This window comes from Thermococcus sp. 4557 (genome assembly GCF_000221185.1).
Taxonomy (GTDB): domain Archaea; phylum Methanobacteriota_B; class Thermococci; order Thermococcales; family Thermococcaceae; genus Thermococcus.
Genome location: NC_015865.1, coordinates 1,233,088 through 1,247,218 on the forward strand (window position 1 = coordinate 1,233,088; position 14,131 = coordinate 1,247,218).

Genomic DNA, 14,131 nt, shown 5'->3' on the forward strand with positions numbered 1-14,131 from the left:
CCATTTTTCTACACAACGGGGAACATTTCCCCATCTTAATCTCTGACTCTGTTACGATGGAAATCTTTTTAAGTGGGAGGCGTACATTACCACGGTGCTCCAGGAATGGGATTCATTGGTAAAGTCCTGGAGAACGTAACACTGCTCATAATTGTTCTCATCATCACGGGCGTTCTAATAGCCCAGGCCGAGCACAAGATACACTCGATCGAGATGAACAATCTCGGAATTCCAGCGGATGGTGGGAGGGGGATAAGGGAGAGCCTGGAAAAAACCTACAGGTACGTCAATTTCTCCCTCGCCCTGTTCAGCAGGAAGAACGGAAGCGTCGTCGTGGTAAGATACGGAAACATGACGACCGAAATATACCACCCCTCTCCCCGCGAGATTTTTGAAAAGGCCTTTCGGACGACACCGGAGAGGGCAATACTGACGACTTTCACGGTTCTCCTGCTGACGATGGCGCTGGTGTTCCTGCTGGGCCTCTACTGGGGGCTGAAGGCCGGCTATCGGGGAGGCTGGTGGGACAGGGTTCTCTCCGCCCTGGCACCGATATTCTCCGCCATTCCTGGCTGGTTCTGGGCGATATTCCTGCTGTGGATGCTCTGGTGGCGGCTGGACCTTTCCACGATAGATTACATGGGCTACATCGCCCACGCCAAGGCCACGGGGGAGATAAGCGTTTTAACCTACCTGAACGCCCTCCTCCTTCCCGTCCTCACCCTGACCTTCGCCAACGTCGTCATCTACGCCTTCAACGTGAGAACCCTTGTGAAGAAGGAAACTCATGAGGAGCACTTCTTCGCCGACGTGCTCAAGGGCCTTCCCGACAGGCGGATAATGAAAAAGCTCCTCAGAACGGTTCTCCCCTCGTTCCTGACCTTCACGAGCTACAACTTCCTCGGCCTGCTGATAAACGCGATGGCCGTTGAAAAGCTCTTCAACGTGAACGGGATTGGCTACGTCTTCGCCCACTCCGCGGGAAAGGACTACTACGTATCGCCCGGCGGTGAGATAACGCAGACGTTCGCCTTCAACGGCGGGCACATCTTCTTCGTCGCCCTCGTCATGGTCCTGCTCTACTTCATCAACTCGACGGTCATGGAGGCGCTGTACCTGAAGCTCGACCCCAGGGTGAGGCGGAATGTTTGAGAGAAACCTCTCAACCCGGGCGGCGGTGGCGATAATTCTATCGTTCATCCTAGTCTCCATCATCGGTCCCCACACCCTGAACCACGAGGACGTTGAGAACTGGGACAATCTAAGCTACTGGCGTCTTAACCCGCAGGGGGTTCCGCCGGAATGGTACGGCGAGCTGGTGGGGCTTCCAAAGACGGAGTGGCTCCAGGGGGAGCGTCAGGCGGGGGCGTTCGTCTTCACCTACGACTTCCACTACTCGTCCTCACCCTCGGATATCATCTTCATTCCAAACTCGACGGGAGTGATGAGGATAAAGATCATCGGGCCGGACGGGCGGGAATACATCCTCTGGGACGGCTACGTTTTCGGCGAGATACACTTCTCCAAGAACCCCAGCGTGTTCGTCAGGATAGCGGGGGAGAAGTGCAACGTGACTCCAGACGGCGGGAACCTGCTGTTCCATGATGCCTTCAACGTGATATTCTCGAAGCCCACCGAGGACTGCCTGGACCATCCGGAATTCCTGAAGGGGGAGTACAAAATAGTGGTCGAGGGCGCGGAGAAGGAGCCGAGGATAAGGGTGCTTGGAAAGAGCTACGGCCTCCTGGGAACCGACACCGTTGGGAGGGACGTCTGGACCGGCTTCATCTGGGGAATGAGGGAAACCATAGTCATAGCCATCCTCGGCTCCCTCGCAACGGTTGGCCTGGCCCTGGTTCTGGGAACTCTGAGCGTCCTCTCGAGCTGGGTGGGCAAGATAGCGGATTTCGTATCGCGGCTCGTGACGGTAACCCCGGTTCTTCCTGTGGCCGTGTCCGCGGTGGTTCTCGTGGCGGCGATAGACGAGAACTACGTCATCAAGGCCAGTCCACTCGCGATAGCCCTCATCGTGGGAATCCTGATGATGGGGAACGTCTCCCGAAACGTCCGCTCGATGGTGGAGGAGGAGCTGAGAAAGGAGTACGTCGAATCCGCCAGGGCGCTCGGCGGGAGTTCCCTCTGGATTCTCAGGAAGCACGTCTCAAAGGTTCTGGTGCCCTACACCGTCTATCAGTTCGCCCTCGCCGTCCCCGGAACGATAGCGTTCATAACCCTCCTGGGCTTCTTCAACATCGTGCCGGGCTTCAACTGGGGAACCATAATGAGCCAGACCATAAGGGAGGGGGCAACCTACAGGCTGGCATGGTGGCAGGTGGTTCCGGTCGGGGTTTCAATAGGCCTTCTGGCGCTCTCCTTCGTGTCTCTGAGCAGGAGGATAGAGGAGGAGTTCCTGAAGCGCTGAGGGGAAGCGTTAAATAAGTGCCCGACAAAATAGAACCAGAGGGACATGGGGGGATACCCCGTGCTTCGGGAGCTCTTCGCATTCCTCTTCCTGACCGCGTTTCTCTTCATCAACCTATTCCTGATGCTGATGAGGGCCTTCGGAAGCCTGACCGGAATGGCTTGGAGGAAGGTTCTCCGCCTCGACGTTCCGGAGAACGAGAAGAAAGGCATCGCGAGACTCTACACGCTGGTCTGGCTGGCCGTGGGAGTCTGGGCGTTCTGGAAGCTCTGGGGGGCCAGCTGGAGCGCGGCATTCTTCGGCTTCCTCGCCTTCAGGAGCGGGGCGAACATAACCAAAACTCTCGTCTACGGCCTCCACGACCAGAAGATCATAGAGGAGCACACGGAGGAGGGCACGGTTCTGGGGATAGTTGGGATGGCGACCAAGCTGTCGATACTTCTCGAGACTATCTTCGTCGTCGCCTTTGCGCTGGCGTACAAGGCTTTCTCTGTAACCCTCGGCCCCAACGGAATGAGCGCAAACACGTTCATCCTCTCCCTCTGGCTCTCAGGACTGGCCTTCGGTCTGCTCTTCGGCTGGTTCATAGCCAGGAACAACAGGGGGATACTCCTCAAGAACGCCATAGCTACAGTAGGCTTCTTCGCGACGAAGAAGGGCAAGAGAAAGACCGACGAGACCGTGAAGAAGGCAAAGGACACCACAGGCAGGCTGAAGTCAAAGGTTTCAAAGAAGTCCGGATAAAGCTTTTAAGAGTCCTTCCTTTTCCCAGACCATGCTCAAGTGCTCACTCTGCATTCACGACGAGAGGACTGCGAAGATAGACATCATCGACGGAAAACCCGTCTGCAGGGAGTGCCAGGTCTATATGAGGCACCCGATGGACCGGGAGGGGATAAGGAAAGAGCTCGAGGAGCTCATGAAGGGCGTGGACAGGGCAATCGTCGCCTACTCCGGCGGTAAAGACAGCGTAGTTGCCCTCTACCTGGCGAAGGAGGTCTATAAGATTCCCAGCCTGGAGGCGGTCATGATAGACCACGGGCTCATGGCAGAGGAGGCCATAGAGAACGCCCGGAGGATAGCGGAGCACCTTGGGGTTCCATTCAAAATCCTCCGCTACGACTACTCCGACATCTTCCGCGAGGCCCTTTTGAAGGCCGAATCCCCCTGCAGGCGCTGCTCCAAGAGAACGATGGAGAAGCTGAGGAAGTACGCGCTCAAAAACGGCTACAAGTACATCATCACCGGCCACGAGCTTCCCTTCGGCCACCATCCGTACAGGCTCATGAGCGGAGGAGTGGTTCAGATAAGGCTCCTCTCCATGATGACCGAGGGGGAGAGGCTCGAAATCCTGGAGAGGCTACCCTTCGAGTTTCCAGAGCTGCCGGGCTACACCACCAACTGCCTAGTTCTGGGCCCGGCCCTCGAGAGGTACTGGGAGGTTCACGGCCACAGCTTCGAGCACCGCAGGATAGCGGCCCTCGTGCGCTACGGCCTCATGGACAGGGAAAAGGCCGAGAGGGAAGTGGCAAAGCCCAGTGTGCCGAAAGAACAGAAAAAGCTTGTATACCTGAAATTGGGCCTTGATACATCCTTACTGGAATAACGCGAGCCGCGAAAAAAGGAATAGGATCACTGGAGGGAGGCCCTCAGAGCCTCCAGGGCCTTCTTCAGGACCTCTTCCGGCGAAAGTTTGAACCCACCTCCCCTCGCCAGCACGTCGCTACCCCCACCGCCGCCACCGGCCTCCGAGAGAACCTCCCCGAGCAGTTCCCTCATTGAAATTCCCTGAACGTTCTCGTTTTTGGCAAAGACCACGTAGTTCTCCCCGACCACAAGGGCCACGGTGTTCGGGTTCTTGTCCACCAGATACACCACGAATGCCTGGGCGTCCTTCATCGGTGCCTCTTCAATGTACGAGACCACTTTAATCCCGCCGATTTCCCGGGCCTCCTCCAGGAGCGCCCTGGCCTTCCACCTCCAGAGCTCCCGCCTGAGGCCGTCCTTTTCCTCCTCCAGCCTGCCCATCTCGGCCTTAAGCTCCCTAACCCGCTCGACGAGGGGGCGGTTCTTGTTGGGCATCTCGTCGAGGCTCAGCCAGTAGTCTCCCAGGAGGTCGTCGAGGTATTCGAGCGCCCTGTTCCCGCAGACGAACTCCACCCTCCAGAGCTTCCGGCTCTTGCGGTAGAACCTGACGACCTTGATGAGGCCCACCTCGCTGGTGTTCCTCACGTGCGTCCCGCCGCAGGGTATGACGTCGACGCCGGGAATGGAGACTATCCTAATCGGGGGCTTCACCTTGTCGGAAAGCTCCTTCCTCAGCTCCCTTCTCAGGTTATCGGGAAGCTCGTCATAGACCTCGACCTCAACCTGCAGGTTCCTCCACACCACCTCGTTGGCCCTCTTCTCGGCCTCAAGAACCATCTCCCACGTCAGCTCACCGGGGTAGTCGATCTCTATCTTGTTGTTGGTTTCAAAAATCTGGAAGCCGGTGGTGTTGGCGTCGTAGAGGTCCTTGAGAACCGCGGAGAGTACGTGCTGACCGGTGTGCTGGCGCATGTTCTCATATCTCCACTCCCAGTCGAGGAGAAGTTTCACCCTCTCGCCCGGCTCCGGGAGGCGTCCCTCAAGCCTTCCCTCGTGCCATACCTCCCCCTTGCCTTCGACTCCGTCCACGAGAATCCTAAAGCCCTCGCCCACTATCGTCCCCCTGTCCGAGGGCTGGCCGCCGCCCTCGGGGTAGAATATCGTCCTGTCAAGGAGAATCCTGACCCTTCCCCTTTCAACTTCAACGTTTCTGATTACCGCCTCGGCTTCCCGGAGGTAAGCGTCGGCATAGAACAGCTTCTCAGTCATGTCATCACCGGAGAGAAAAGGGGAACTGGAAATAAAAGGTTGTTGCCTCAGGAGCCCTCGGCCTGGGTCCTGGCCTCGATGAGGGCCTTAACCCTCTTCAGCCTGAAGAAGTTCTCGCGCTCCATCTCGTCGAGCCTCTGCTTGATGAACTTAACCGTTGCCTCCATGCGCGGGATTATGATGTACTCGAGGGCATTGACGCGCCTCTTTGTGACCTCTATCTCCCTCGCGAGCCTCTTGAGCGTCTCCTCAACCTCTGCGAGGCGAACGGCCAGGTCGAGAACCTCCTCGAACTTCTCGGCGGCGAGGTCGACCTTGGCGGAGCTGGAGACGAAGGCGTAGCCGCGCTCGTTCGTGCCCCTTCTGAAGGATTCCGCCTCGATGAGCGGAACCGGGACACCCATGACGTTCCTCCTCTTTATCTCGACCTCCCTGTTGGGCTCGACGCTGAGGCTTATCTCCTTGAGACGGAGCATTCCCACGTCTATCTCCGCCGCCTGAAGGGCCCTGAAGGCCTCGTCCATTTTCCTCCCAAGCTCCTCCCTGAGCTGGAGCGCCTCATCGTATATCGTGAAGAACTCCATGATGAGGGCGTCCTGCTTGTCCTTGAGGAGCTTGTGGCCCTTCTTGGCCAGCTTAATGCGCCTCTTGAGGTTCAGGAGCTCCATACGGGTGGGCTTGACGTTGAGCAGCTCTGCCATCTCGACCACCTAAAGATTGAGGGGAGGTCAGCCCTCCCTCTTCCTGTACTTGGGGTGGTACTTGAGGATGTACTCCTTCCTGACACGCTTGAGCTCGCTCTCCGGAAGCTCGGCAAGGAGCTCCCAGCCGAGGTCAAGGGTCTCCTCGATGCTCCTGTCCTCGTCGTAGCGCTGGGCGACGAACTCCTTCTCGAAGCGCTCGGCAAACTTGAGGTACTTCCTGTCGGTTTCACTGAGTGCCTCCTCACCAACGACGGCGACGAGGTCCCTGAGCGACCTTCCTTCGGCGTAGGCCGCGTAGAGCTGCTGGCTGAGCTGCGGGTGGTCGTCACGGGTCATGCCCTTACCGATACCGTCCTTCATCAGACGGCTGAGCGACGGAAGGACGTCAATGGGCGGGTAGATACCCTTCCTGTGGAGGTCCCTGCTGAGGACTATCTGGCCCTCGGTGATGTATCCGGTCAGGTCCGGAATCGGGTGGGTGATATCGTCGTCCGGCATCGTCAGGATGGGCACCTGGGTGATGGAACCCTTCCTGCCCCTGACACGGCCGGCGCGCTCGTAGATGGTGGCGAGGTCGGTGTACATGTAACCCGGATAACCACGCCTTCCGGGAACCTCCTCACGGGCGGCTGAAATCTCACGAAGGGCTTCCGCGTAGTTGGTCATGTCCGTGAGGATGACGAGCACCTGCATGTCGTAGTCGAAGGCGAGGTATTCGGCAACGGTCAGGGCCATACGCGGGGTGATGATACGCTCGATGGCCGGGTCGTCGGCGAGGTTGAGGAAGAGACCGGCTCTCTCTATTGCACCGGTCTCCTCGAAGCTCTTCTTGAAGAAGTTGGCCTCCTCGTAGGTGATACCCATGGCCGCGAAGACGACGGCGAACTGCTCCTCCTCACCGAGGACCTTGGCCTGCCTGGCTATCTGGGCCGCGAGCATGTTGTGCGGAAGACCCGAACCGCTGAAGATGGGCAGCTTCTGACCGCGGATGAGGGTGTTCATTCCGTCTATGGCGGAGACACCGGTCTGGATGAAGTCCCTCGGGTAGGCACGGGCGACGGGGTTGAGCGGTGCACCGTGGACGTCACGCCTGTCCTCCGGGATGATTTCAGGGCCTCCGTCGATGGGCTTTCCGATACCGTTGAATATCCTTCCGAGCATGTCCATGCTGACCGGGACCTTGAGGGTCTCTCCGGTGAAGCGAACGCGGGTCGTCTTGACGTCGAGGTCTCTCGTTCCCTCAAAGACCTGGACGATGGCCATGTCCTGCCTGGCCTCGAGGACCTGACCCTTCCTCTTCTCGCCCCTCTCGGTTTCTATCTCAACGACCTCACCGTAGGCGACGCCCTTGACGCCCTGAACTATCATGAGCGGTCCGTAAATCTTGCTAACGGTTGAGTACTCCATTCCCGGCATCGACATCACGCCCCGTACCTCTTGAAGAGCTCCTCAAACTGAGCGTTCGTCTCATCAATGAGGGCCCTGACGTTCTCAATCTCGGGTTCGTATTTCATACGTCCGATCTTCTCCCTAACCGGGAGCTTGGCTATCTCGTCAACCGGAACGCCCCTGTCCACGGCCTCCATGGTCTTGTCGTAGAAGTTGAGTATAACGCGCATCATGGTGACCTGCTTCTTCGGCGGGCAGTAGGTGTCAACCTCGTCAAAGGCGTCCTGCTGGAGGAAGTCTTCACGTATCATCCTGGTGACGATGAGCACAGCTTTCTCCCTGTCAGGGAGGGCGTCCGGACCGACTATCCTGACTATCTCCTGGAGCTCGGCCTCCTTCTGGAGGAGCTCCATGGCCCTGTCGCGCATGGCCTTCCATTCCGGATCAACGTTCTGGTGCCACCAGTCCTTGATAGCGTCGACGTAGAGCGAGTAGCTCCTGAGCCAGTTGATGGCCGGGAAGTGCCTCCTCCTCGCCAGATCTGCATCGAGCGCCCAGAAGACCTTGACGACACGGAGGGTGTTCTGGACGACCGGCTCGCTGAAGTCTCCACCGGGCGGCGAAACGGCACCTATGACCGAAACGCTTCCAATCCTCTCATCGCTTCCGAGGGTCACGACACGTCCAGCCCTCTCGTAGAACTCCGCTATCTTGCTCGCGAGGTAGGCCGGGTAACCCTCCTCACCGGGCATCTCCTCGAGACGGCCCGAAATCTCACGGAGCGCCTCGGCCCACCTGCTCGTCGAGTCGGCCATCAGAGCCACGTCGTAGCCCTGGTCGCGGAAGTACTCGGCGATGGTGATTCCGGTGTAGATTGAGGCCTCACGAGCCGCGACCGGCATGTTCGAGGTGTTGGCTATGAGAACCGTCCTCTCCATGAGCGGCTTTCCGGTCTTCGGGTCCTTGAGCTTGGGGAACTCCTCAAGAACGTCGGTCATCTCGTTTCCGCGCTCGCCGCAGCCTATGTAAACGACGACCTGCGCGTCACTCCACTTGGCGAGCTGGTGCTGGGTAACGGTCTTCCCTGAACCGAACGGACCGGGGATAGCGGCCGTTCCACCCTTCGCCTGGCTGAAGAAGGTGTCTATCGTCCTCTGGCCGGTGATTAGCGGAACCTCCGGCGGGAGCTTGTTCTTGTAGGGCCTCTTGACACGGACGGGCCAGCGGTGGTACATCTTGAGCTCCTCAATGCTCCCGTCCGGCTTCTTGACCTTGGCTATGACCTCCTCGATGGTGTAGTCGCCCTCTTCGGCTATCTCAACAATCTCTCCCTCAACCCACGGGGGAACGAGGATCCTGTGCTCGATGATGCTGGTCTCGGGAACAACACCGAGCACGTCGCCGCCAACGACCTTGTCGCCGACCTTGACCCTGGGCGTGAAGTGCCACTTCTTGTCCCTCGGAAGGGCCGGGGCGGTGAGACCTCTGGCTATGAAGTCTCCGCTGAGATCCCTGAGGGCCTCGAGCGGCCTCTGAATTCCGTCGTACATTGCGGTGAGCAGTCCGGGACCGAGCTCAACGCTCAGGGAGGCACCGGTTCCCTCGACCGGCTCACCCGGCCTTATACCTGCGGTCTCCTCGTAGACCTGGATAACAGCCCTGTCACCCTCAAGGCGGATGATTTCTCCTATGAGACCCATTTCGCCGACGCGAACGACCTCGTACATCTTGGAGCCCTTCATCTCGTCGGCGACGACCAGGGGACCCGTAACACGAATTATCCTTCCCATTTCCTTTCACCTCTTCAGCTCAACACCAATTGCCCTCCTAACTATCTCCTTAATCGCCTCTTCGCCGAACCTAGAGCCGGACTTGTCCGGCACCTGAAGGATGATCGGAAGCGTAACCTCGGGTATCTCAACCCTCTGGGCGAACCTCTCAGTTATGAGTATTATTCCCACGTCGCCCCTCTCGATAAGCTCCCTGAGCTTGTTCCTGAGCCTCTCAACCTCCAGAGGCGTGTCCTCAAAGGAATAAACCTCATGGGCGCCGGCGAGCCTGAACCCCAGCGCCGTGTCCTTGTCCCCGAGCACGGCTATCTTCATGCGGCATCACCCGCCATCTCCTTTATCCTCTCTGGCTCGAGGCCGTCGCTGATGAGCTTGGCTATGGCCCTGAGCTTCCTGACCTCGCGCTCCTTCTGAATGACGTAGCCGAGCGGCGCGGCCACGCTGAGCGGGTAGAACCTGTTGAGCTCGTTCACCCGAGTGAGGATGTGCCTCTCAAGGGCCCTCTCGAGGACGCTCAGGTCCCTCTCGACCTCCTCCCTGACGTCCCTGATGACCGGGCCGTACTTGGTGGAGTCCAGCTCGGCCAGTGCCATGCTGAGGTCGTCCACGTGCAGGAGCGGGTCGAGCCTGACGCTTCCGCCGGGTATGAGCATGGGCCTGATATCCTCGGCGGACATTCCAGCGGCCTTGGCCCTGAGGACGGTGAGGATGTTCAGCTTGTCTATCTTCAGCCTGACGAACTCCTCGAGGATGACGCGTTCATCCTCCTTTCTGGAGAGGGCGTAGCTGAGCAGCTTGCCGTAGTGCATCCTGTAGAGTTCGGTCTCGAACTCCCTGGGGGTTATCTCCCCGAGGATGAGCTTCTGGTAGGGCTCCTCGTAGGGGGTGCCCTCGAGCACGACGAGTATCTCCTCCATGGTCTTGGCCCCTGCGATGGCCTTGATCTTCGGGAGCATGGTTCCGATTTCTATGACGTAGTCCGCTGCCGGCTCCCCCGCCAGCTTGGCCTTGACGACGCTCGCCACGTTCCTGACGTCCCACTCCTCAAGCATGAGCCTGAAGAAGGGAGCGGACCTCTTCGGGAGGATTTTAATCATCAGCTCATAGGTTCCGGCCAGGGCTCTCTCCAGGGCCCTCTCTATCGATTCCACGTCGTAGCTGGAGAGATCTGCGAAGTAGTCCCTGTATTCCGTGTCCTCAAGACCGACGACGAAGTTCTGGAGCGTCCTGCTCTCCGCCAGCTCGTTGAACCTCTGCTCGGTGAGGAGCTTCGCCTCCATCGCCCTTATCCTGGCGTTGGGATAGGAGTAGGGGGTGTATTTCCAGATTATCCTGGCCGTTTTGTATCCCACCCAGGTGAACACCACTGCAAGGGTAGTGTCCAGTATTCCGCTCACCGCTCCTGGTTCCATCGCCCTCACCCGAAGAGAGCCTTGGCGATTTCCGCCCTGAGCTCGCCTTCAAACCTCTCTATCCTGGCCTCGAAGGTGTTGTCAACCCTAACCGCGCCGTCGGGGGTCTCAACGACGAGGCCGCCTATGGTGCCGACCGGCTCCCCGAGGCTTACATCGATCTCCCTGCCGAGCCTCTCGCCGAGGGCTTTTCTGAACTCATCGGCCCTCTCTGAGAGGAGCTTCAGAGTTCTCTCGTTGGAGCGAACGACGACGCTCTCGGAACCGAGCTCCTCAACAGCCTGAACCGTAAGGTCAACGAGCATCGGGAAGTACTCCTCGTCGGGAAGCTCCGCAAGCCTCTCACGAAGCGCGGTGATGACCTCCTGGATGAGCTCCTCCTGAACGGCGAGCCTCTTCTTCCTGACCTCGAGGCGGGCGTTGGCTACTATCCTCTGCTTCTCTATCTCTGCCTGGGTCTGGGCCTTCCTCATTATCCACTCGGCCCTGGCCTCGGCCCTCTTCCTCGCTTCCTCCTTGATCTTCTCCGCTTCCTGCTGGGCCTCACTGAGGATGTACTGTATCTTCTGCTCCGCTTCCCTGTTTATCTCCTGAATGATCAGCTCTGCTCCATCCATCCTCCTTCCTCCTCGCTGCTATAAAGAAAGTTTTGGACGGAGTCAGAAGCCGACTCCGGTAACTATCATGATCAGGGCACCGACGAGACCGAAGATGGCCATGGTCTCGGCCATAGCGGCGAAGATGATTCCCTGGGTGAAGGTCTTCGGGTTCTTGGCGACGGCACCGATACCGGCGCTGGCGATGATACCCTGCGGGATGGCCGAGAGGCCGGTGAGGCCGACCACGAGACCAGCACCGAGGAGTATGGCGCTCTTGACGATGTTGTCCATGCTGCTCGGGTCGGTGAACTTGAAGCCGCCACCGAGGATTCCCGAGACCATCAGGATGAGGAACAGGGTAATGAGGCCGTATATACTCTGGGTCATTGGGAGACCCTCAAGGATGAGGGCGTTCTTGAAGTTCTTCTCATCCTCGGCGACGACTCCTGCCGCTGCTGCACCTGCTATACCAACACCGAAGGCCGAAGCGGCTCCGGCGAGACCGGCCGCAAGGGCCGCACCAAGGGATACGTAAACTATCGGGTCCATCTTTCATGCACCTCCTTAAGCTTCAAACTCCAACTCGGAAACTTCTCTTTTTGCCCTGAAGGGCTCGAAGGGTTTACCTTCACCTGAATAGAACGTACCGAAAAATTCAACGTACTGGAGACGGAGCGAGTGGACGAACGCTCCGAGGGCGTTGATGGCGACCGAAAACAGCTGGCCGCCGACAAAGAGTATGAGACCTATAACTATGCCTATCGGAACGGGGCCTACGCTCACGCCCCAGACCATCTGCACGAGGATGTTGATGACCATCGCTATTCCTGCCGTCGCTAGAGCCAGCGCCATCAGCCTGGCGTAGCTGAGCCAGCTTCCCACGAAGCCGAAGAAGTCCGAGATTATCAGCAGCACCGCCAGCCCGCCGTTGTTGACTATCTCCCCTATCGCGAAGAGCACCAGGCCTATTCCAAAGAGGGCCTTGCCCACCATTCCGGCGCTCGGGCTGTTGGTTCCCAGGACAAGAGTCACTATTCCAAGTATTATGAGCATCCAGGACAGCTGGTCGAGCACAGCCCCCTTCCTGTCGCCGTTCTTGAACTTGACCACGAAGCCGAGGGTGTAGCCGAGGAACAGGTGGGCTATTCCTATCGCGAGGGCGAGCTGGAGCACCACGAGGGCATCCTGGAAGGTGTCCCAGACGCGCGGAACGGTGAATCCAGCGAGGTCGAGGGCGTTGCCGAAGTAGCTGCCGAAGATGGCACCCATAATCATGGTGAAGAACGAACTGAGGAGCAGGGTGTAAGAGAACTTGTAGGTGCCGTCGTCGAACTTCCTGTGCCCCTTGACGAGGAGGGCCGCTATTATGGCTATGATGAGACCATACATGAAGTCGGTGAGCATGAATCCGAAGAAGAACGAGTAGGTGAAGGTTATTATCGGCGTCGGGTCTATCTCGTCGTACCTGGGAACGCCGTACATCTCGGTGAGCATCTCGAAGGGCCTGGCCCATCCGGGGTTCCTGAGCTTTATCGGAATCTCGTCGAGCTCCTCCGCACTCGGCTCGCGGACGTTTATGTAGGCCTTGTTCTCGGTGACCCTCTTTATCCCCTCGAGAACCTCCGGCACGTCGGCCCTAGGGAGCCATCCGGTTAAAGCGAAGGTCATGTTGGTTCTGGCGAGCATCGGCAGCACGGTTGACTTGTCGCGCTCGTTCTCCATCAGCTCCTGGTAGAAGACGACGTCGTCGTAGTACTTCTCCGCCAGCATCTCGGCGTCCTTCTTGGCGCTCTCAAGCTCTTCCTCCTTGGCGCGGAGCTTCTCCTCGTAAACCGATATGAGCTCCCTCGGCGTTCCCTCACCCTCGGGAACCTCGAGCCTCTCGAGGGAGTACTTGGCGAGTATCGGGTTGGCCTTCTCGTAGTCGCGCTTGAGGAAAGCGAAGACCGCCAGAATCTTGTCCTTGAACTCCTTGGAGACGACGACGGCCCTTCCCTCCGTGGCCTTCTCGACCTCCTCAATGAGGGGCCTGAACTTGTTCCTGTCAACGGTTCCAACGATTATCTCGAGCATGTCGGTCGATTTGAGGTATGAGACGTCGAGGTTGAGCGCGGAGAGCAGCTCAAGAATCGCGATATCGTTCTTTATCCTCTCGATCTCGGTCTGGGTGGAGGTTATCTTACCCTCGACGGCCTTTATCTCAGGCTCGACTGTGGCCAGGAACGCCTCAACGTCCTTGATGAGCTTCTCCACTCCCTCGTACCGGTACTTCTTCTTCGCCCTCTCACTTGGGAAGATGAACTCCCTTATGCCGCCCCCGGTCTGCTTCTTATACGCCTTGAGAAAATCGACGAGCCGAGATATGGTTATGCTGTACGAGGCGGCCTTCCTGTGGTACTCGTTCGGCGAGTCCTTCTGTGCCACGTCAACGCTGAGCTCCCTTATTTCGATCACGCCGTTCTCGTGGAGGTAGGTGAGGAGGCTGTCCTTGTAGCGGTTGAGCGTGATGACCTCTATTTTGACCATCTCTTCAGGCTTGAACATCGTCAGCTCCCTCTCACGAGTGCTATACCAGCCGAGATGGCCCTCTCGAAGTTGTTGGTGGCCTTCACCTTGAGCTCCTCAATCTCGGCGTTGCCCTCCTCGAGGACCTTTTTGGCCTCCTCCTCTCCCTCGGCGCGGGCCTTCTCGACGAGGGCTTCCGCCTGAGCCTCAGCTTTCTGTATAATCTCCCTCTCGAGAAGCTTGGCCTCCTCACGGGCCTTAAGCACTATCTCCCTGGCGTCCTCTTTGGCCTTCTCAATGCGTGCCTCGGCCTGCTTCTCTGCATCAACAATCTGCTTGATGACGTCCTCCATGATTAGCCCCCCAATGACCCTGAAAACAGGTTTCCTCACACGTCGCTTTTGGCTTCCCTAACCGGTTTAAATAGTTTTTGGCCCCCACACCAAAGATATGA

At 58.4% G+C, this 14,131-nt stretch carries 14 protein-coding genes; 4 read left to right on the forward strand and 10 right to left on the reverse strand.

The genetic code is table 11. The annotated features are described in order from the left end of the window. The first annotated feature begins 105 nt into the window (after nucleotides 1–105). Genes GQS_RS06475 through GQS_RS06490 form a run of 4 tightly spaced genes read left to right on the forward strand, consistent with a single transcriptional unit; the run spans nucleotide 106 to nucleotide 4,028 of the window. Nucleotides 106–1,152: an ABC transporter permease gene (locus GQS_RS06475; RefSeq protein ID WP_014012871.1), complete on the forward strand. Its 1,047-nt coding sequence runs from the start codon at nucleotides 106–108 to the stop codon at nucleotides 1,150–1,152. Next, on the forward strand, nucleotides 1,145–2,422 hold the full coding sequence (locus tag GQS_RS06480) for an ABC transporter permease (RefSeq protein ID WP_014012872.1): 1,278 nt from the start codon (nucleotides 1,145–1,147) through the stop codon (nucleotides 2,420–2,422). The genes GQS_RS06475 and GQS_RS06480 overlap by 8 nt, the downstream gene beginning before the upstream one ends. Nucleotides 2,423–2,482: 60 nt before the next feature. Beyond that, nucleotides 2,483–3,166 (forward strand): hypothetical protein, encoded by a 684-nt coding sequence (locus GQS_RS06485; RefSeq protein ID WP_014012873.1) that lies wholly within the window; start codon nucleotides 2,483–2,485, stop codon nucleotides 3,164–3,166. A gap of 31 nt (nucleotides 3,167–3,197) precedes the next feature. Then, nucleotides 3,198–4,028 (forward strand): ATP-binding protein, encoded by an 831-nt coding sequence (locus tag GQS_RS06490; protein ID WP_014012874.1) that lies wholly within the window; start codon nucleotides 3,198–3,200, stop codon nucleotides 4,026–4,028. Between the two features lie 26 nt (nucleotides 4,029–4,054). Here the strand turns inward: GQS_RS06490 and GQS_RS06495 are convergent, their stop codons facing one another. Genes GQS_RS06495 through GQS_RS06540 form a run of 10 tightly spaced genes read right to left on the reverse strand, consistent with a single transcriptional unit; the run spans nucleotide 4,055 to nucleotide 14,030 of the window. Next, nucleotides 4,055–5,278: a DHHA1 domain-containing protein gene (locus GQS_RS06495; RefSeq protein ID WP_014012875.1), complete on the reverse strand. Its 1,224-nt coding sequence runs from the start codon at nucleotides 5,276–5,278 to the stop codon at nucleotides 4,055–4,057. Between the two features lie 47 nt (nucleotides 5,279–5,325). Then, a complete protein-coding gene (locus tag GQS_RS06500) occupies nucleotides 5,326–5,979 on the reverse strand; it encodes a V-type ATP synthase subunit D (protein ID WP_014012876.1) in 654 nt (217 codons plus the stop codon). A gap of 27 nt (nucleotides 5,980–6,006) precedes the next feature. Then, nucleotides 6,007–7,398 carry an ATP synthase subunit B gene (locus tag GQS_RS06505; protein WP_014012877.1) on the reverse strand — a complete coding sequence of 464 codons (1,392 nt, stop codon included), beginning with the start codon at nucleotides 7,396–7,398 and terminating at the stop codon, nucleotides 6,007–6,009. A gap of 5 nt (nucleotides 7,399–7,403) precedes the next feature. Further along, complete coding sequence (locus tag GQS_RS06510) at nucleotides 7,404–9,161, reverse strand: ATP synthase subunit A (RefSeq protein ID WP_014012878.1); 1,758 nt, start codon at nucleotides 9,159–9,161, stop codon at nucleotides 7,404–7,406. Nucleotides 9,162–9,167: 6 nt separating this feature from the next. Next, nucleotides 9,168–9,476 carry a V-type ATP synthase subunit F gene (locus tag GQS_RS06515; protein ID WP_014012879.1) on the reverse strand — a complete coding sequence of 103 codons (309 nt, stop codon included), beginning with the start codon at nucleotides 9,474–9,476 and terminating at the stop codon, nucleotides 9,168–9,170. Continuing rightward, the gene (locus tag GQS_RS06520) at nucleotides 9,473–10,573 is read right to left on the reverse strand and encodes a V-type ATP synthase subunit C (RefSeq protein WP_014012880.1); all 1,101 of its coding nucleotides are present in this window, start codon (nucleotides 10,571–10,573) and stop codon (nucleotides 9,473–9,475) included. The genes GQS_RS06515 and GQS_RS06520 overlap by 4 nt, the downstream gene beginning before the upstream one ends. A gap of 5 nt (nucleotides 10,574–10,578) precedes the next feature. Then, complete coding sequence (locus tag GQS_RS06525; protein ID WP_014012881.1) at nucleotides 10,579–11,190, reverse strand: V-type ATP synthase subunit E; 612 nt, start codon at nucleotides 11,188–11,190, stop codon at nucleotides 10,579–10,581. Between the two features lie 42 nt (nucleotides 11,191–11,232). Continuing rightward, nucleotides 11,233–11,721 carry a V-type ATP synthase subunit K gene (locus tag GQS_RS06530; RefSeq protein ID WP_014012882.1) on the reverse strand — a complete coding sequence of 163 codons (489 nt, stop codon included), beginning with the start codon at nucleotides 11,719–11,721 and terminating at the stop codon, nucleotides 11,233–11,235. A 15-nt stretch (nucleotides 11,722–11,736) separates the two neighbouring features. Further along, nucleotides 11,737–13,716: a V-type ATP synthase subunit I gene (locus GQS_RS06535; RefSeq protein ID WP_014012883.1), complete on the reverse strand. Its 1,980-nt coding sequence runs from the start codon at nucleotides 13,714–13,716 to the stop codon at nucleotides 11,737–11,739. 2 nt (nucleotides 13,717–13,718) lie between these two features. Next, on the reverse strand, nucleotides 13,719–14,030 hold the full coding sequence (locus GQS_RS06540) for a V-type ATP synthase subunit H (RefSeq protein ID WP_014012884.1): 312 nt from the start codon (nucleotides 14,028–14,030) through the stop codon (nucleotides 13,719–13,721). Nucleotides 14,031–14,131: the final 101 nt, after the last annotated feature.